Annotated in this window: 16 protein-coding genes; all 16 read right to left on the minus strand. The window is 38.6% G+C overall.

Features of this window, described 5'->3' with window-relative positions; translation table 11 throughout:
- Positions 1-198: 198 nt before the first annotated feature.
- Positions 199-468: a 30S ribosomal protein S15 gene (gene rpsO, locus ACFTQ7_RS00290; protein ID WP_349660889.1), complete on the minus strand. Its 270-nt coding sequence runs from the start codon at positions 466-468 to the stop codon at positions 199-201.
- Between the two features lie 284 nt (positions 469-752).
- Complete coding sequence (ribF, locus tag ACFTQ7_RS00295) at positions 753-1,709, minus strand: riboflavin biosynthesis protein RibF (RefSeq protein ID WP_386826782.1); 957 nt, start codon at positions 1,707-1,709, stop codon at positions 753-755.
- Between the two features lie 13 nt (positions 1,710-1,722).
- Positions 1,723-2,634 (minus strand): tRNA pseudouridine(55) synthase TruB, encoded by a 912-nt coding sequence (truB, locus tag ACFTQ7_RS00300; RefSeq protein WP_386826783.1) that lies wholly within the window; start codon positions 2,632-2,634, stop codon positions 1,723-1,725.
- A gap of 359 nt (positions 2,635-2,993) precedes the next feature.
- Entirely contained in the window at positions 2,994-3,335 is a 342-nt protein-coding gene (gene rbfA, locus ACFTQ7_RS00305) for a 30S ribosome-binding factor RbfA (RefSeq protein ID WP_079560500.1), read from the minus strand.
- 101 nt (positions 3,336-3,436) lie between these two features.
- Positions 3,437-3,715 (minus strand): DUF503 domain-containing protein, encoded by a 279-nt coding sequence (locus ACFTQ7_RS00310; RefSeq protein ID WP_079560499.1) that lies wholly within the window; start codon positions 3,713-3,715, stop codon positions 3,437-3,439.
- A complete protein-coding gene (gene infB, locus ACFTQ7_RS00315) occupies positions 3,715-5,973 on the minus strand; it encodes a translation initiation factor IF-2 (protein WP_386826784.1) in 2,259 nt (752 codons plus the stop codon). Before infB ends, ACFTQ7_RS00310 begins: the two co-directional genes overlap by 1 nt.
- Positions 5,974-5,987: 14 nt before the next feature.
- Positions 5,988-6,296 carry a YlxQ family RNA-binding protein gene (locus ACFTQ7_RS00320; RefSeq protein ID WP_053483263.1) on the minus strand — a complete coding sequence of 103 codons (309 nt, stop codon included), beginning with the start codon at positions 6,294-6,296 and terminating at the stop codon, positions 5,988-5,990.
- Positions 6,293-6,571, minus strand: a complete 279-nt coding sequence (gene rnpM, locus ACFTQ7_RS00325; RefSeq protein WP_349660885.1) for an RNase P modulator RnpM — start codon at positions 6,569-6,571, stop codon at positions 6,293-6,295. The genes ACFTQ7_RS00320 and rnpM overlap by 4 nt, the downstream gene beginning before the upstream one ends.
- Positions 6,572-6,757: 186 nt before the next feature.
- Positions 6,758-7,897 carry a transcription termination factor NusA gene (nusA, locus tag ACFTQ7_RS00330; RefSeq protein WP_349660884.1) on the minus strand — a complete coding sequence of 380 codons (1,140 nt, stop codon included), beginning with the start codon at positions 7,895-7,897 and terminating at the stop codon, positions 6,758-6,760.
- A 30-nt stretch (positions 7,898-7,927) separates the two neighbouring features.
- Positions 7,928-8,398, minus strand: a complete 471-nt coding sequence (gene rimP / locus ACFTQ7_RS00335) for a ribosome maturation factor RimP (RefSeq protein WP_079560495.1) — start codon at positions 8,396-8,398, stop codon at positions 7,928-7,930.
- A 527-nt stretch (positions 8,399-8,925) separates the two neighbouring features.
- Positions 8,926-13,257, minus strand: coding sequence for a PolC-type DNA polymerase III (locus ACFTQ7_RS00340; RefSeq protein ID WP_386826785.1), 4,332 nt, complete (start codon positions 13,255-13,257; stop codon positions 8,926-8,928).
- 729 nt (positions 13,258-13,986) lie between these two features.
- On the minus strand, positions 13,987-15,693 hold the full coding sequence (locus ACFTQ7_RS00345) for a proline--tRNA ligase (RefSeq protein ID WP_386826786.1): 1,707 nt from the start codon (positions 15,691-15,693) through the stop codon (positions 13,987-13,989).
- Positions 15,694-15,881: 188 nt separating this feature from the next.
- Complete coding sequence (gene rseP / locus ACFTQ7_RS00350; RefSeq protein WP_386826787.1) at positions 15,882-17,144, minus strand: RIP metalloprotease RseP; 1,263 nt, start codon at positions 17,142-17,144, stop codon at positions 15,882-15,884.
- A gap of 45 nt (positions 17,145-17,189) precedes the next feature.
- Positions 17,190-18,335, minus strand: a complete 1,146-nt coding sequence (gene dxr / locus ACFTQ7_RS00355) for a 1-deoxy-D-xylulose-5-phosphate reductoisomerase (RefSeq protein ID WP_386826788.1) — start codon at positions 18,333-18,335, stop codon at positions 17,190-17,192.
- Positions 18,336-18,501: 166 nt separating this feature from the next.
- Positions 18,502-19,299 (minus strand): phosphatidate cytidylyltransferase, encoded by a 798-nt coding sequence (locus ACFTQ7_RS00360; RefSeq protein ID WP_386826789.1) that lies wholly within the window; start codon positions 19,297-19,299, stop codon positions 18,502-18,504.
- Positions 19,296-20,090 carry an undecaprenyl pyrophosphate synthase gene (locus ACFTQ7_RS00365; RefSeq protein ID WP_079560490.1) on the minus strand — a complete coding sequence of 265 codons (795 nt, stop codon included), beginning with the start codon at positions 20,088-20,090 and terminating at the stop codon, positions 19,296-19,298. Before ACFTQ7_RS00365 ends, ACFTQ7_RS00360 begins: the two co-directional genes overlap by 4 nt.
- Positions 20,091-20,118 lie beyond the last annotated feature (28 nt).

Here is a 20,118-nt window from a genome sequence, read left to right on the forward strand (position 1 = left end):
TATTTCATCAAATAATCATACATTTAAATTCAGTTATTGCCAATTTATTTAGGATTTATTTCTGTATTTGATTGAAACAAAGTTTTTTGCTTGAAATTCGTGTCATATATATGCTTTTTTTCGCAATAGCAAAGTTAACTGCCTTCTTAATGTTTATAAACATAAAGAAAAAGCGGGATTAATCCCGCTTTTCGACAATTAGCGACGTAAGCCTAAACGAGTGATTAGTTCACGGTAACGTTGTACGTCAGTTTCACGAAGATATTTTAATAGGTGACGACGACGACCTACCATTTTAAGAAGACCACGCTCAGAGTGGAAATCTTTTTTGTGTGTACGTAAGTGAGTATTTAGAGAGTTAATTTCCTCTGTTAATACTGCAACTTGTACTTCTGGAGAACCAGTGTCACTTTCGTGAGTACGGTACTCAGCAATAAGTTCGTTTTTACGTTGTTTTGAAATAGCCATTTGTATGGACCTCCTAAATAATTGTTAATCCCCATTAGCACAGTAAACGTTGGAGTCATCGATATACCGAGCTAAGGTTAAGCATATTATGCACTTATGAATGTTACCATAAATCAAAAGGTCAAGCAAGTGTTAACGTAAGCCTATTCAAATGCTAAAGCAGATTTAGTCTCATCTCCATAACGTGGAGTTGATATCCGTTCCGTCTGGGCGTTTTCCTGGGTGCGCCCAGTCGTAATGAAAATCAACTTACTATACAGAGTATACGTTTCCAAATGCCATTCCTAACTTTCGGAAATGACCCCAAAATAGTCAATTGCTTCTTGTTTATCCTTTTCGATTTGGGCTTTCAAAGCTTCAATCCCATCGAATTTTCGTTCACTTCTTATACGTTTATACCAAGCGACATGCACTTCTTCACCGTAAATATTTTTTTCGAAGTTTAATATATGGACTTCGATGGATAATTGCTTGTCATTTGGATCTTTAAATGTTGGTTTATAGCCTACATTACATACACCATCATACCATTTATTTTGCACAAGTAATCGAACCGCATATACTCCGCTTGCTGGGATATAAGTTCCCTCTAACGCTTGGACATTAGCAGTTGGGAAACCGATTGTGCGTCCTCGCTTATCACCATGTACAACGATACCCGTAATTTCAAATGGTCTTCCTAGAAGCAATCTTGCTGCTTCCATATCCCCCTCTTGTAAAAGCTTTCGGATACGTGTAGAGCTAATTTTTTCGATATCGTCGGTTTTCTTTTCAACAACCGTTACGCCGTATTCTCCATTACTCAATGCACGCATATCTTCCATTTTACCTTTACCGAATGCACCAAAAGAATAGTCAAAGCCAGCTGTAACATGTTGAATGTTCAACCCACGAATAAATGTATCAATAAATGCATCAGGTGAAAGCTTTGCAAAATCAGAAGTGAAATGTACAACAAATGCTGTATCCACGCCCTGTTCTTCAAATAGCTGCAATTTTTGCTGTAATAACGTTATATAAAATACTTTTTCGTTACGACCGCCTAGCACTAAAGAAGGATGTGGATCGAATGTCATAACAGCCGTTGGAATTTGACGCTTGTCTCCTTCTTCCTTCGCTGTCTGAATAACTGCCTGATGCCCTCTATGTACACCATCAAAAAAGCCAAGTGCCAATGAATACGGTTGCATGCTTTCTCGTTGCTGTAGCTGGTGTGGGTATTTTAAATGAATGACCTCCATACCAAAAATCCTCCTACTCTATCGTCGGAAACATCTTATGTGGCTTCATAAACCCTTCCTTTGTAGGATGGGCTTGATAGACCGCAACTGCTTTCCCACTGATTCCAAAAACAATTTTATCATGTATCTTTAATAATGCATCTGCGGGAAGCACTTGTCCATTGAAAATTTCTTTTTCATTAGCAGAAGTTATTTCAATAAATGGATAGTCTGTCAATGCATACTCAACTGGTAAAATGCAAGTATCGATTTGTTCAGCTTCCATCAGCTCAGCTACCTGTGCCAATGTAAAGCAATTTTCTTGTGTAAACGTACCTGAGGCTGTGCGTACAAGCTCTTTCATATGCGCAGGATAGCCAAGCGCCGCTCCGATTTGCACAGCTAATGTTCGAATATACGTCCCTTTACTACACGCTATCCGTACAGGGAATGTAATTTCTTGTCCTTCATGTAGTTCAACATCATCTAGTAGCTCTAATGCATAAATAGTAACTTGACGTGTCGGTCTTTCGACGATTTCACCTTTTCGAGCATATTCATAGAGACGTTTACCATTTACTTTAACAGCTGAAAACATTGGAGGCGTTTGTTGAATGACACCTGTAAGCGAGGCTAAAACTTCTTGCAATTGAGTACGTGTGAACTTTTTATTCGTATGATCTTGTTCAACCGTTTCTCCTTCTGCATCTTCAGTTGTCGTTGTACGGCCAATTGAAATAACCGCTTCATAGGTTTTTCCAGCATCCGTTAAATACTCTGCGATGCGTGTTGCTTGACCAATACAAATTGGGAGAACCCCCTCAACACCAGGGTCAAGTGTACCTGTATGTCCTACTTTTTTTGTGCGTAAAATTTTTCGTAATTTAAAGACGCAATCATGACTTGTCATGCCGCGTTCCTTCCAAAGCGGTAAAATACCGTTCATAAATTCCCTCCTAATATCCAATAAAAATAACAGGTGTGTTTTTTTAATCATCTTTATCCATTCTAATAAATAGAAAGCTCTGATTTCCGCTACGGGCTACTCGCTTTGTCGCTTTCGCACAGATAAAACATTTGCTTTCCCGCGGGAGTCGAGTAGCCCTACGCTACAATCAGTTAAAAATGGGCATATATTAACAAAACAGCAACAAAAAAATCTTTTTATCGCTCCATTAATAAATCTATTTTCCCCTAATCAACACGCCTGTAAAAAAATAGAGTCACAAATGTTTTATTGCATTTCCGATAAATTTAAAAAGCCTGCCTGCATGAACATGCATATGGCAGACTTTTTTAGTTATCTTATTCTTCGTGTAAACCACGTAGCAATGTATCAATACGGTTCCCATATTCAATCGATGAATCGAATTCAAAAATTAGTTCTGGTGTACGACGTAAGCGGATTCGTGAACCGATTTCTGAGCGAATAAAACCAGAAGCCTTTAATAAAGCTTTTAGTGTATCCTCTTTTTCACGTTCATTGCCTAGAGTTGTAATATAAATTGTCGCTTGCTGTAAATCACCTGTTACTTCAACACCAGTAACAGTAACAAAACCAACACGCGGATCTTTTATTTTACGTCCAATAATATCACCAAGCTCTTTTTTCATTTGCTCGGCAACGCGGTTTGAGCGTAGAGACATAGTTTGTCACCTCAATTTCGATGTACAGAAAGTTGTGTCCTCACTTACACATAGTTTTTCATGCAAAGTGGTAAATCATACAACACAACTTCTAATGTAACTTATAAATAGTCCCGCCACACATTTAGCTGTTCCCAAGATGGATTTGACTGTAAGTAGTGAAGCGCGTGATTAATTTCACGCTCGGCTGCTTCTTTTGAAGAAGAAACAGCAACAAGCGCTATTTTCGTGCGTTGCCATACATTTTGATGATCAATTTCCGCAATCGATACATTAAATTTTTGTTTCGTGCGCGTAATCATACGCTGTAAGACAGCACGTTTTTCCTTCAACGAATGAGCAGTTTGAATAATGAATTCAACCTCTGCGTAAACGATCATTAAGCTCGTTTAACTTCTTCCATAATATAGGCTTCGATAATGTCGCCTTCTTTAATATCGTTGAAGTTTGTAATTGTAATACCACATTCGTAACCTCGGGCAACTTCTTTCACTTCATCTTTGAAACGTTTAAGTGTATCTAATTCACCTTCAAAAATTACTACATTATCGCGAATTACACGTACGCCTGAATCACGAGTTACTTTACCTTCTGTTACATATGAACCAGCAATTGTACCAACTTTTGATACTTTAATTGTTTGTCGAACTTCTGCTTGACCAATAATTTTTTCTTCAAATTCTGGATCAAGCATACCTTTCATTGCTTGTTCAATTTCTTCGATTACTTTATAGATAATGCGGTGTAGACGAATATCTACGCCCTCTTCTTCTGCTGCACGTTTTGCATTAACATCTGGACGAACGTTGAAGCCGATAACAATTGCATTTGAAGCCGCAGCAAGAGAAATATCAGATTCTGTAATCGCTCCAGCGCCAGTGTGAATAATTTTCACGTTTACGCCTTCAACATCAATTTTCATTAATGATGCAGCCATAGCTTCTACAGTACCTTGAACGTCAGCCTTAACAATTAAGTTAAGCTCCTTCATTTCGCCTTGACTCATTTGTTCAAATAAGTTATCAAGCGTTACGCGTTGTTTTTCTGAACGTTGTGCTTGAATCGCTGACATTGCACGAGTTTCACCAACTTGACGTGCTGTTTTTTCGTCTTCAAAGACTACGAAACGGTCGCCAGCTTGTGGTACATCATTTAAACCTGTGATTTCTACTGGCGTTGATGGCCCAGCTTCTTTTCCACGACGGCCTTTGTCATTCACCATAGCACGTACACGACCATAAGTATGGCCAACAACAATTGGGTCTCCCACTTTTAATGTTCCATCTTGTACTAAAAGTGTTGCAACAGAGCCTCGACCTTTATCTAACTGTGCTTCAATTACTGTACCAAGAGCTAAGCGTTTAGGGTTCGCTTTTAGTTCCCCAACTTCAGCTACAAGTAAAATCATTTCAAGTAATGTGTCAATGCCTTCGCCTTTTAATGCTGAAATCGGTACGAAAATAGTTTCGCCGCCCCAAGCTTCAGGAACTAGGCCATGCTCTGTTAACTCTTGCATCACACGGTCTGGATTAGCTGAAGGTTTATCCATTTTGTTGACTGCAACAATAATTGGTACTTCTGCTGCTTTTGCGTGGTTAATTGCTTCTACTGTTTGTGGCATAACACCATCATCCGCAGCTACCACTAAAATCGTTAAGTCAGTTATTTTCGCACCGCGCGCACGCATAGTTGTAAACGCAGCGTGTCCTGGTGTATCAAGGAAAGTAATTTTTTTGTCGCCTTCAGTTACTTGATAAGCACCGATATGTTGCGTGATACCTCCAGCTTCGCCAGCGGTAACTTTAGTATTGCGAATAGAGTCTAACAATGTAGTTTTACCATGGTCAACGTGACCCATAATTGTTACTACAGGAGGACGTTCTGATAACTCCGCCTCGTTAACTTCTTCTGTTTGTTCGAAGTGTGTTTCTAAATCCGTAATATCTACACGAATTTCTTCTTCAACTTCTACACCATAGTCTGCACAAATTAATTCAATTGCATCCTTATCTAATTCTTGGTTAATTGTTGCCATCACACCAAGCATAAATAATTTTTTAATAACTTCTGATGGTTCACGGTGTAATTTTTTTGCTAATTCAGCTACAGAAAGTGATTCAACAAAAGTAATTTTTTCTGGTAATTCCTTCTGCTTCACTGGCTGACTCGGTTGATGTGTTTTTGGATGGCGACGTTTTCCGCCATGGATTCCTGGTTTTGGACGTTGGTTGTAACCACCGCCACCTCTGCGATTATTATTATTATTATTGTTATTATTATTATTTTGTGTCATATTTCTATTTTGATTACCTTTTATATTCTTAGATTTTTCGTTAGACGAATTTGAGTTTTGACGCGTTTGTTGCTGATTATTTGCTTTAGGCTTAGAAGTAGCAGATTGTTGCTTTTGCCCTTCTTGCTTTTTTACCGGTTGCTGCTGTTTTTGCGAAACATTTTGAGTAGGTTGCTTCACATCTTTATTATTTTTAAATGATTGGTTTAACTTTGTCACTATGTCATTTTCTAACATTGACATATGATTTGTTACGCTCACATTTAATTTATTTAGTGCTTCAATAACCTCTTTACTCGTTTTATTCACTTGTTTCGCATATTCATGAACTCTGATTTTGGTCATCTGCTCACCCCCGATTATTTTTCGTTGAGTAGACTAGACAATTTACTTGCAAAACCTTTATCGGTAATAGCTAAAGCCACTCGGGCCTCCTTACCTGTAGCATGTCCTAGATCATAACGATCACCAATTACATGATACTCAACGTTGTAGTACGTGCATTTATCTTGAATTTTTTTGCTAGAGTTTTTAGAAGCATCGTTTGCAAGCAGTACTAGCTTAGCATTACCATTGCGGACTTCCTTTACTACTAACTCTTCTCCTGAAATCACTTTACGGGCTCTTGCCGCTATTCCAAGCAAATTATGCACTGCTTGATTGATCATAATATAGACTCCCTACGAATCAACAAAATAAGTTCTTCGTAGATTTCTTCAGGGATTTTTACATCAAGTTGATGCCCTAAAACATTTTTCTTACGGGCGATTTCAATCGCTTTCTCTGATTTAGAGACATAGGCACCACGTCCAGGTTTTTTCCCGGAAACATCTACACTTACCTCGCCCTCTTTCGAACGAACGACACGAATCATTTCTTTCTTTGGTAGCATTTCACCAGTAGCTACACATTTTCGAAGAGGTACTTTTTTATTAATAGCCATAAGAATCACCTTTCCTCTCTGAAGCTTGTCGTAAGAGGTGGACTAGCCGTGCACTACATTGGTTATATACTTGCATTTTAATTAAATACCGTACTATTTTCAATTGTAGGCTCTGCCATTATTCAGTCGGCGCAGCCCAACGCCTACTGAATAATGGTAGTTAACTAGTCACACGGGCTTTCTTACTTATTCTTCGTCGTCTTGATATAAGTCAACTGTTACATCAGCAAAATCACTTTCTTCATCCTCAGCAGGTATGAAAGTGCTTGTAGCAGATGGATAAATACCTAACTCACGAGCATCTGTTTCACTCTTAATATCAATTTTCCAGCCAGTTAACTTCGCAGCTAAACGAGCATTTTGACCACGTTTACCAATTGCTAGTGATAATTGATAGTCTGGAACAACAACTGTTGTAGATTTTTCTTCTTCATCTACTTGAACATCTAAAACCTTTGATGGGCTAAGAGCATTTGCTACAAATACAACTGGATCTTCTGACCATTCAACGATATCGATTTTTTCGCCGTTCAATTCATTTACAATTGTTTGCACACGAGCGCCTTTTGCCCCTACACATGAACCTACTGGATCTACTTCTTCGTTATGTGCATAAACAGAGATCTTAGAACGGTCACCTGCTTCACGAGCAATTGATTTAATTTCTACGATACCTTCGTAGATTTCAGGTACTTCCATTTCAAATAAGCGGCGTAATAAACCAGGATGTGTACGTGAAACAATTACTTGTGGTCCGCGTGTTGTACGTTCAACCTTTGTAATATAGACCTTGATGCGGTCGTGTGGATGATATGTTTCACCTTGAATTTGTTCGTTTTGTGGTAATGCAGCCTCTACTTTTCCTAGACCTACGTAAATATTACGAGCATCTAGACGTTCAACTACACCCGTTACGATATCATCTTCACGGTCCACATATTGCTCGTAAATTAAGCCACGTTCTGCTTCGCGCACTCGTTGTGTAACAACTTGTTTCGCTGTCTGTGCAGCAATTCGACCGAAGTTTCGAGGTGTCACTTCCTGCTCTACGATATCTTCTAATTGATATGCAGGGTTGATTGCCTTAGCATCTTCTTCAGAGATTTGTAAACGATCATCTTCTACTTCTTCAACAACATCTTTACGTGAAAAGACACGAATAGAGCCCTTATCTAAATTTAAGTCCACACGAACATTTTGTGCTTGATTGAAGTTGCGTTTGTAAGCTGTAACTAATGCCGCTTCTATTGCTTCAATTAACACATCTCTTGAAATTCCTTTTTGTTCTTCTAGCGCATTTAGCGCATCTAACAAATCACTACTCATTTTATTTTCACTCCTAAATATGCATTATGCTTAAAAATCGATGGCAAGTCGTGCCAATGCGATTTTTTCTTGTTCAATTGTTACTGTAATTTTACGCGTTTTAATGCGTACTTCCATCACTAATGTATGTTCATCGTATGACGTTAAGTAGCCTTGGAATTCCTTCATGTCCTTAATGGGCTCATAAGTTTTAACATAAATAAATTTGCCAATCGCTTTTTCAAAATCAGTGTCTTTTTTCAATGGACGTTCTGCTCCAGGTGAAGAAACTTCTAAATAATAGTTTTGTGTAATTGGATCATTTTCATCCAATAGCAAACTTAGTCGTTCACTAACTTGAGCACATTGTTCAATGTCAATCCCACCCTCAGGTGTATCCACATAAACACGTAAAAACCAGTTACGTCCTTCTTTTACGAACTCGACATCTACAAGCTCAAGATTCAACTCTTCAACAATCGGTTTAGCGAGCTCTTCAATTAAAGATGGTACTTTGCTCATTGTTTCCTCCTGTATCTATCAAATTCTGGCGTAATAAAACAGAAATTCCACCAGTAGCTTTGGTGAAATTTAACGGTCTTACCTGCTGTTAGTCAAAAATTTGTTTTGCTACGGTATAACAACAGAAAAGAGCGGGAAGGTCCCACTCTTTTGCTGGAAAAATATCAACAAATTATTACCATAAGGATAGCATAGTTTACAGCACAATGCAAATTTCCTTTTTATAGACATCTAATCCATTATGCCTTGACATAATTGTTGCTGTCGCTTCGCTTTCGCACAGATAAACAATGTGTCCAGAAATCAAAATTGCGCTTAAATTAAGCCCTCACTACAACGTGGGATTGATTTCGGTTCTAGCTAGGCGCTTTTCTATAGTTGCCCAGCCTTGCCTTCAATCAACTTATATACTTGGTAGACATTTTAACAAATGTCATCCCCAACTTTTATTAGACTTAATTTGAACAAAAGGCAGAGAAGTTATTCGTGATATTGAAGAAGATGCCTTCAAGCTAACTTTCGTAATTTTAGAAAAGTGATAACTGATTGGCATCAGGCATTCCTTCTAAACAACCCAATTGATCCATATATTCTATTAATGTTTTGGATACTCGACCTCGTTGCTGTAAATCTTCCTTCGATAAAAACTCTCCGTCTTCACGTGCTGCCACAATTTGTTTAGCCACGTTTGTACCAAGTCCAGGAATCGCATCGAATGGTGGAATTAAAGAGTTCCCATCAATGATAAATTCACTAGCCTGCGAACGATATAAGTCCACTTTCTGGAAGTTTATACCACGTTCACACATTTCAAGTGCTAATTCCATTACAGTTAATAGGTTTTTCTCTTTTGTTGAAGCATCTAAGCCCTTCAGATTGATTTCATCAATTTTTGTACGAATCATTTGCGGACCTTGTACCATGGCAATTAAATCAAAATCATCTGCACGAACTGTGAAATACGCTGCGTAATAAAGGATTGGGAAATGTACCTTAAACCATGCAATACGCACTGCCATTAACACGTACGCGGCAGCATGGGCTTTCGGGAACATGTATTTTATCTTTTTACATGATTCGATATACCAGCCTGGTACTTTATTCGCTAGCATTTCCGCTTCAAATTCGTCAGATAATCCTTTCCCTTTACGCACGGATTCCATAATTTTAAACGCCAGTGACGGTTCTAGATCTTGATAAATTAAATACACCATAATATCGTCACGACAGCCAATTACTTCTTTCAACACACATGTACCATTTTGAATTAACTCTTGCGCGTTACCAAGCCATACGTCTGTTCCGTGTGATAGTCCTGAAATTTGCACGAGCTCCGAGAATGTTGATGGCTTTGTATCTTCAAGCATTTGGCGTACAAAACGGGTACCGAACTCAGGAATGCCGAGTGTTCCTGTCTTACAGCCAATTTGTTTTTCTGTTACGCCTAAAGTTTCTGGCGAACTAAAGATTTTCATAACGACTGGATCATCTGTTGGAATGGTTTTTGGATCTATCCCCGATAAATCCTGCAACATCCTAATCACAGTCGGATCATCGTGCCCCAATATATCAAGCTTTAAAATATTATCGTGAATGGAATGGAAATCAAAGTGCGTTGTACGCCATTCTGCATCCTGTGCATCCGCAGGGAATTGTACTGGTGAGAAATCAAAAATATCCATATAATCTGGTACTACGATAATTCCTCCAGGGTGCTGTCCTGTTGTACGTTTTACGCCTGTACAGCCTTGTACTAAACGATCTACCTCGGCACCGCGGAAATGTAGGTTGTTATCATTGGCATAGCCCTTTACGTAGCCATACGCTGTTTTCTCTGCGACTGTACCGATTGTTCCTGCACGATATACATAATCTTCACCGAATAATACCTTCGTATAATTATGGGCTTGTGGTTGATATTCACCAGAGAAATTCAAATCTATATCAGGTACCTTGTCCCCTTTAAAGCCAAGGAACGTTTCGAATGGGATATCTTGTCCATCCTTTTTATACGGTGATCCACATTCCGGACAATCTTTATTTGGTAAGTCATAGCCCGAGCTTACTGAACCATCATTAAAAAACTCTGAATGCTTACAATCTGGGCAAATATAATGAGGAGGAAGTGGATTCACTTCAGTAATCTCCATAAAGGTTGCCACTAATGAAGATCCAACTGAACCACGGGAACCTACTAAATAGCCATCAGCTAATGATTTTTTCACAAGCTTCGCAGAAATTAAGTAAATTACTCCGAAACCATGGCCTAAAATCGACTTTAATTCTTTTTCAATTCGGGCCTTCACGATTTCTGGTAGCTCTTCTCCGTATATACTATGAGCCATTTCATAAGTTAAATTTGTGACCTCATCATCTGAGCCTTCAATTTTTGGTGTGTATAAATCATCTTTAATGGGCTTAACATCACCAATCATATTTGCGACTTTTTGAGAGTTGGTAACAACTACTTCTTTCGCTAGATCCGGCCCTAAAAAATCAAATTCTTTAAGCATTTCATCCGTCGTTCTGAAATGAACCTCAGGCAGTTTCGATCTATTTAATATGTTGGCACCACCTTGAGAGCCAATTAATATTTGTCTAAACATTCCATCTGTCGGATCTAAGTAATGAACATTACCAGTTGCTACAACAGGTTTATCGATTTTCTTCCCTAGCTTTACGAGCTTGCGAATAATATCTTCAAGTGTCCATTCATCACGTACGACATTGCGCTCAATTAACGGTGCATACACAGCCTTTGGTTGAACTTCAATATAATCATAGAATCTCGCAATTTGCTCTGCTTCCTCTGGGGATTTATTCATCATCGTCTCAAATAATTCACCATTATTACAACCTGATCCGATTAATAATCCTTCTCTATATTGTTCTAGAACCGCTCGTGTTACTCGAGGTACTCGATAGAAAGTTTTTGTATGGGCGTGAGTGACTAATTTAAATAAATTTTTTAGTCCAGCATTGTCTACTGCTAATATCGTGCAATGCATTGGTCGTCCTTTTTTATAAGCATCTCCGCCCCCGATATGCTTATTAAAGTCGTCGTGATATTTAATACCTAATTCATCCGCATCTTTTAACAGCTGTAAAAGTAAGAAGCCAGTTGCTTCTGTATCATAAATAGCTCGGTGATGCTGAGTTAAATCAATGTTGAATTTTTTACAAAGTGTATTTAAACGATGGTTTTTCATCGTTGGATAAAGTAATCGGGCTAACTCCAACGTATCAATAACTGGATGAATTGTTCCCTCTAGTCCATATTTTTTATAGCCTGTATATAAGAAGCCAATATCAAATGATGCATTATGGGCTACTACTATGCCATCTCCGATAAATGCATGGAACTCCTTAATGACTTGTTCCACTTCTGGCGCGTTACGTACCATATCATCTGTAATACCTGTCAGTTCAATGGTCGTCGCTGAAAGTGGGTGATGGGGATTGGCAAAGCTTTCGTATTTGTCGATTACCTGCCCATCTTTAATTTTCACCGCGGCAAGCTCAATGATCGTATCGTAAGCAGTAGATAGACCTGTCGTCTCTACGTCAAACACGACATAAGTATCATCATCTAATAATCGATGCTCAGCTGCATAAGCAATCGGTACACCATCATCTACTAAATTCGCTTCCAAACCATAAATAACTTTTATACCATGTTTCTTCCCTGCTGCATAAGCCTCTGGGAAGGATTGTACAACAGCATGGTCGGTAATAGCCACGGCTGGATGACCCCACTTCGCAGCCTGCGAAACAAGTCTATCAACTGGTGTTACAGCGTCCATTGTGCTCATTGGTGTATGCAAATGCAATTCAACCCGTTTTTCTCCCTCTGGCGCCTTATCCTGTCGTGTTTCTTTTTTAATTTCATTAATATCGTTTGCCATAACGATTAAATCACGAATGAATGTGTCAGTTTGTACGGAGCCTCGAACTTTTACCCACATACCCTTTTTCAAATGTTGCATAAGTTCCGCATCATCATTATCACGTGAGAACATTTTTACAACGATGGAATCCGTATAGTCAGTAATTTTAATTTGCAATAAAGAACGACCGCTTTTCAGCTCTTTAACTTCTGCATCAAATACAAAGCCTTCAATGATCACACGACGTTCTTCCTCAACAATGCGTTTAATTTCCATTGTTTCATCATCTTTAATTAACATACCAAGCTGAAATGGTCGATCACCAAGATTCGCAATAGCAGGATTTTCTTTCTTCTCCTTCTCACGTTTTTGGTAATCTTCTATCGCTTGCTGAGCTAAAGCGGCTTCTTCTAAACGCCTCTGTTCCATGAAAGCTTCCTGTGCCGCAATCATTTCTTCTGTTTGATCTTGGAGCACGAAATCTAACACAATATGCGGAAAGCCGAACTGACTATAGCTTGCAGAAAGCTTTTCTGCATACTTTGTTTTCAGCATCATAAATTCCATTTCCTGCATGCAGGATAATGTAATTTTTTGCCCATTCCACATAGGCACTTGCGATACTAGGCAATTTTTCAAAGTTGGCGCCATCTCATCGATTTGCCCTACTACTGTTAACCAATATTGTTGGACTAGCTCCTCCGTCACATTTTTCTCTTCCGTATCAAAAGTTGTGTGGATTTCAGCGATAGCTGAAAATTTCTCAGCCAAACGAGTACGAAAAAGTTGGTATAGTGAGAAAGGAAGTATATCTCGTAATTTAATGGAAAAATTCCATAGCCTGTTCTTTTTGTGTACAGTTAGTCGTGATAATTCACCTTCCTCAAAAAAGGACATATACACATCATCTGTTAGTTCTAGTTGTTGCAAGAGCATTTGAAACCTTGATCTTGCTTCTTGTTGCTGTTCCAATCTATTGACACCTACTTTCAAAAAGAGGCAGTCTTACATGCCCCATGTTTTATTTCCTCACCAACGTCTACGATTTGAAGGAACAAATGCGCTAAAGCGTTCGTTTACATCCGACAAGCGCTGGAGAGCCCGAAGCAAAAGTAAGCGATCTACCTACTTTTGCCAGAGGGATCGAAGCGACCTCGAGGATGTAGCGCTTAAGCCTAGACTGAAAAAAATTCGCACCCTTTCCACGGGCGACCATCAAGCCTCACAAATCCTAAACATCTATGAATTCATGCTTGGCTCGCTGTCCCCGAGAAGTGGCGCGAATTTTTTATCTATTTAATACCTTTGGGACAGAGGTCCTTCTTAAAAATCAATGTTGCCTCGGCATAATTGCGTCCGGAATCGGCTTTGTGCTTAGGCCTGCGTGAGAGCCGACACGATGTCGGTCATTTCGGTAATGCCACAGGACGTGGCGTTTTTACCGATGCAGGTCAGTTAGCCGTTATCGCACGGATGCGATGATTTTAGGCTAACATCCCTTAAGAACTCATTTCCGACTCCGTGACAACCGCCGGAGGCTTTGGGCCAACCACGATGTTGGTCACTCAGTCGTTGCCACAGGACGTGGCGCTCTTAGACTAAGTTCCTCTATTTCAGCGAGCGTTTTGATATCCACTGAAAAGTAGCTTAAACCCGCATTCATCTCACCAACATAGAGGTGGGTAACTTCGCTGAAAGGAGTTAATGTTTGCGGAAAAATTCATTCAAGCGATCAATGACCTCTTCTTTTTTCCATTCGAACGTTTCACCTGTTTGACGGAATTTAACCTCAACAATACCTTCAGTTGCTTTTTTACCTACAGTTACACGGACAGGTAAGCCAATTAAATCAGCATCTGCGAATTTAACCCCTGCACGCTCTGCACGATCATCTAATAGCACATCATAACGGTATGATTTCAATAAACCGTATAGCTCATCAGCTAAGGCAACTTGTGATTCATCTTTTGTATTAACAGGTACAACATGAATATCATAAGGAGCTAATTGTGTTGGCCAAACAAAACCATTTTCATCTTGGAAATGCTCTGCAACAGCAGCTAAAATACGTGATACTCCAATACCATAGCATCCCATAATAAATGGCTGTGCCTTACCTTGCTCGTCTAAGAATGTACCATTCATTTTTTCAGAGTAAGTTGTTCCTAATTTGAAAATATGACCAACCTCGATACCTTCTGCAAATTTGATAATACCTTGTCCATCTGGAGATGGGTCACCCTCTTGAATAAAACGAATATCTAAGTATTCATTCACCGCAAAATCACGCTCTGGATTTACATTTACAAAATGGAACCCATCCTCATTTGCACCGGCTACACCGTTACGAATCGATTTAATAGCATTGTCAGCTACTACTTTTACGTCTACTGGTAATTTAACAGGACCGATTGAACCAACTCCACAGCCTAATAATTCGCGGATTGCCTCTTCACTAGCAAGTTCAACAGAACCAGCATCAAGTGCATTTTTCAGTTTAATATCATTAATTTCGTGATCTCCACGAGCAAGAACAACAACTAATTCACCATCTACGTCAAATACTAATGACTTGATGACATTTGAAGAGTCAACATTTAAGAAAGCTGATACTTCTTCGATCGTTTTTTGATCTGGTGTTGCCACTTTTTCAAGGTCTTTTAATGCTGCATCTGATGGTTGATAGTCTACAAGAACTTCTGCCATTTCAATGTTCGCAGCATAGTCAGATGTATCAGAGTATGCAATTGTATCTTCCCCAATTTCAGAAAGCACCATAAATTCATGTGTACCTTTCCCACCAATTGAGCCTGCATCTGCAATAACTGCACGATAGTTTAAACCAAGACGAGAGAAAATATTTGAATAGGCACGATACATATCATCATATGTTTCATCTAAACTTTCACGCGATGCATGGAAAGAATACGCATCTTTCATAATAAACTCTCTGCCTCGTAGTAAACCAAAGCGAGGACGCTTTTCATCACGGAATTTAGTTTGAATTTGATAAAGTGTTAACGGTAATTTTTTATATGATTTAATTTCATCACGTACTAATGTTGTAATCACTTCTTCATGTGTTGGCCCTAATGCGAAATCACGATTATGACGATCCTTTAAACGCATTAATTCTGGACCATATTTTTCCCAGCGGCCTGACTCCTGCCATAGTTCTGCGGATTGTAATGAAGGCATTAAAAGTTCAATTGAATTGATTGCTTCCATCTCTTCACGAACAATATTTTCTATTTTTGTTAACACACGTTTTGCAAGCGGTAAATACGAGTATACCCCACTTGTATTTTGACGAATAAACCCTGCACGCAGTAATTGCTTATGTGATTTTACCTCTGCATCAGCAGGTACTTCACGTAGCGTTGGGATAAATGTTTTACTTTGCTTCATTCAGTGTTCCACCTTTTTTTAATAAATAAGTTTTATACTCTAATTAGCATAAACAAATTTAGCTTTGAACGCAATGTTTCAAAAAAATTGCGCTCAAAGCTATGTTTTTCCAATCAATCTCCACCTCGGCGTAATTGCCAGGGCTTCTTCTAAATAATGTTTTACTTGAAAAGCTTAACTTCATTTAGTTAAAAGAAAAATCTTTGTATATCGTTCCATGTAACAACAACCATTAAGATCATCAATAGGACGATACCTACAAAATGCACAAGACCCTCTTTTTGACGATCGATTGGTTTACCTCTTACTGCTTCGAAGCCGAAAAACAATAGACGACCACCGTCAAGTGCTGGAAGCGGTAATAAATTCATAATACCAAGGTTAATACTTAACATTGCAGCCCAATTCATTAAATTGATGAATCCATATTGAGCTACTTGCTCTGTCGCTTTATAAATGCCTACTGGACCTGATAACGCATCTATCGTGAATTTACCGGTAATTAACATACCAAGCAATTCAAATATTCGAGCAGTCATAGTATACGTTTCTTGAGCGCCATAAACAACAGCCTTTAACGGATTAAATTCACGTGGGCTCTCATACTTAACCCCTATTTGACCGTATTTTTCGCCATTTTGTTCTACTTCTTTAACCTTCATATTTAGGTTAACTCGCTGACCATCTCGTTCAACCGTAACATTAATATTTTCGCCTGGATGATCTTGTACAATGGCAGCTAAATCTTGCCATTTTTCAACTGCTTGTCCGCCAATGTCAACTACTTTATCACCTGCAAGCATGCCTGCCTGTGCAGCTGGATCATTTTCCACAACTTCTGTTATGATTGGCTCATACGTAGGTACACCATTAATTAATCCAATTAGCAAATAAATAACAAAAGCTAATATAAAGTTAAATAACGGACCAGCAAATATTGTCATAGCACGTTGACCGACTGTTTTAGCGTTAAATTGACGATCGTATGGTGCGATTAACGTTTCTTTACCGTTTTCTACGAGCATACAATCTCTTGCAACATTATAACGAACTAATTTTTCTTCTTCATCATAGCCTTCTACAAACAATTCCTTTTCTAAATCGGCACGCTCAACTTCTAAAAATAATAAATCTGGTAGTTGCTTATTATTTTGATTAAAGATTATTTTCTTTACAACATTATCTTCATCTACAATAAGTCCTACTCGGTAACCCGGCTGTAGTTCGGTACCATCCATGTCCTCACCAGCCATACGAACGTATCCACCAATTGGCAATAAACGTATTGTATAGATTGTTTCACCGTGTGTTTTCCCATAAATTTTTGGTCCCATACCGATTGCAAATTCTCGAACCATAATTCCTGCTCGTTTCGCAAACAAGAAGTGACCAAATTCATGAAAGAATACAAGTAGGCCAAATATTAAAATAAATGCAATAGCTGTTTGCATAATACCCCACCTTTAAAAGCGAATAGTTAACGATATCTTCTCTCTTTATTTTACCATGTTTACCACTGTTTTTCTTGTTTCACTGTCTACATGCAAAATCGTTTGCAAATCTGGTACTACTATATTGTTATGTGCTTGCATTACACGCTCAATCGTTTCATCAATTTCAAGGAATGTTATTTTCCCTTGTAAAAATGCTGCAACTGCCGCTTCATTCGCTGCGTTCATCGCTGTTAAAATTGTACCACCTGTGCGCCCAGCCTCATATGCTAGACGTAATGCTGGATAACGTTCAAAATCCATTTCTTTAAAATGAAGTTGACCAATTTGTGCTAAATTAAGTCGTTGTCCGTTATGCAGTGGCATACGATCTGGATAGCTTAATGCATATTGGATAGGTACACGCATGTCCGGCGTACCTAGCTGTGCAATGACACTAGTATCATGATACTCAACTAGGGAGTGAATAATACTTTCTCTATGCAAAAGTACATCTATTTTATCATAGGGCATATCAAATAAGACATGTGCTTCAATAACTTCTAGTCCTTTATTCATCATTGTAGCTGAATCAATCGTAATTTTTGCACCCATTGACCAATTCGGGTGATTTAATGCATCTGCAACCGTAACATGCTTCAATTCCTCGCGTGTTTTGTCACGGAAGCTACCTCCAGAAGCTGTAATAATTAATCGTTCAATATTTTTCGGATTCTCACCATTCATTGATTGGAAAATCGCAGAATGCTCACTATCTACTGGTAAAATTGTTGCATTATATTTCTTGGCCTCTGCCATTACTAAATGTCCAGCAGTTACAAGCGTTTCTTTATTGGCAATGGCAATTGTTTTGCCCATGCGAATTGCAGCTAATGTCGATTCTAGTCCAACGCTTCCAAGAACCGCGTTTACAAGCACCGCTGAATCAGGATGTGTAGCAACCTCTACAAGCCCTTTTGCACCAAACGTAAACTGTACTTGTGGATATTCTTTAGCGAGCATAACTGCATCTTCTTCTAGTTGAACAGATACAAGCTCTGGCTTTAAAGTTTCAATCATTTCACGCGTTTTTTCGATATTTTTTCCTGAAGAAAACGCTACTAAATGAAAGGCATCGCGTTGTTCTTTTAAAATATCATAGGTTTGCCAACCGATTGAACCAGTTGCACCAAGTAAACTAATTTTTTTCACGACAAATTGTCCCCTTTTTCTATCTCAACAAATGATATAGCACGATTATTACCTCTTTGTTTAGAGTAAAATGCTATTATTATGGCTCATCGTCAGATCGTAGAGTTGATATCGGTTTCGACTGGGCGCTTTTTACAGGCGTCCGATGAGCACCTATTGTTTTTAGTTACCAAAAAACATGTAAAAAATGTAGTAAAGGCACGACGAATAGCAGACTATCAAAGCGGTCTAAAATACCGCCATGCCCAGGTAAAATATTTCCTGAATCCTTTACGTCAAAATGTCGCTTTATAGCAGATTCCACTAAATCGCCCATTTGCCCAATAATTGACGCAATGATTGTGATGAAAATAAGTGAGACATAACCATTTGCAAATGGATAAATTGCTTGCATCGCGACAGCAAAGATTACAGCAATGACTATGCCACCTACAAAACCTTCCACAGTTTTCTTCGGTGAAATTTCTGGCCAAAGCTTATTTTTACCTAATTTTCTTCCAACAAAATATGCACCTGAGTCAGTTGTCCAAACTACTAGTAAACAATATACGACAAACTCTAGACCATAGCTTCGTGTTTCAATTAAGTAATGGAAACCTAATCCGACATAAAACGCACCTAATAAAATAAATGCAACTTCATCGAATGTAATTTTATTTTTCACAAGGACTACGTAAATGAGCAATAGCATCATTAGACCATACACAACCATTAAATCAGAGGAATAGCCAATTGCTTCTACTACTTTACTTGACCAGTCCTTTGGTATAACAAGTAGTATTAATGTTAGTAGCCCTAAAAAACCAGGCACTGAAAAAATTGAAATACCTTTCATTTTTAATATTTCATAAAAGCCAACAACAGCCATTGCAAGCACAAGAATTGTAAATGGCACTTCTCCATAAATAACAAATGGAATAAATAGCGCTGCTGCAATTATTGCTGTGATAATTCGTTGTTTCAAGTTGTTCCTTCTCCCTTCAACCCACCGTAACGGCGATTACGTTTCTGATAGTTTTCCACCGCTTCCAGTAAGTTTTCCTCGCTAAAATCTGGCCACAATGTATTTGTAAACCAAAATTCTGTATAGGCGAGCTGCCATAACATAAAGTTGCTTAAGCGTACTTCACCGCTTGTTCGAATTAATAAATCTGGCTCTGGCAGATGAGCCGTCATTAAATGAGATGTCAAACATTCTTCTGTTATTTCTTGCATCGTTAATTGACCATCCTGCACCTTTTGAAGCATTGTTCTCATGGCGCTAACCATTTCGGAACGACTTCCATAATTCAGAGCAAAATTTAATATTAATCCTGTATTATGTTTCGTTTCCTCCATCGCCTCATACAACGCTTTTTGCGTATGTGCAGGTAATAAAGATGGATCCCCAATCATTTCAACACGTACATTACGCTCCATCATTTCAGGTAAAAAGGAACCTAAAAATTCTACAGGTAAACGCATTAGAAAATCGACCTCAGGTTTTGGTCGCTTCCAATTTTCTGTAGAGAACGCATATACCGTTAAAACTTTAATTCCTAAATCGGATGCAAATCTAGTTACCTTTCGGACTGTCTTCATACCTTCGTGGTGCCCAGCAACACGTGGCATAGCACGTTTCTTAGCCCAACGTCCATTTCCGTCCATAATAATCGCTACATGGGCAGGAATCGGCTCGTTTTTAGCAAGGGCAACACGTTCCTCCAATGATTGTGAATCCATATTTATTTGTTTACCTAATAGCTTTTTAAACATGCTAACTCCCCCACTACAACTAATCGGA

The sequence above is a fragment of the Lysinibacillus sp. NPDC056959 genome, assembly GCF_042674095.1.
Lineage (GTDB): Bacteria > Bacillota > Bacilli > Bacillales_A > Planococcaceae > Lysinibacillus > Lysinibacillus zambalensis.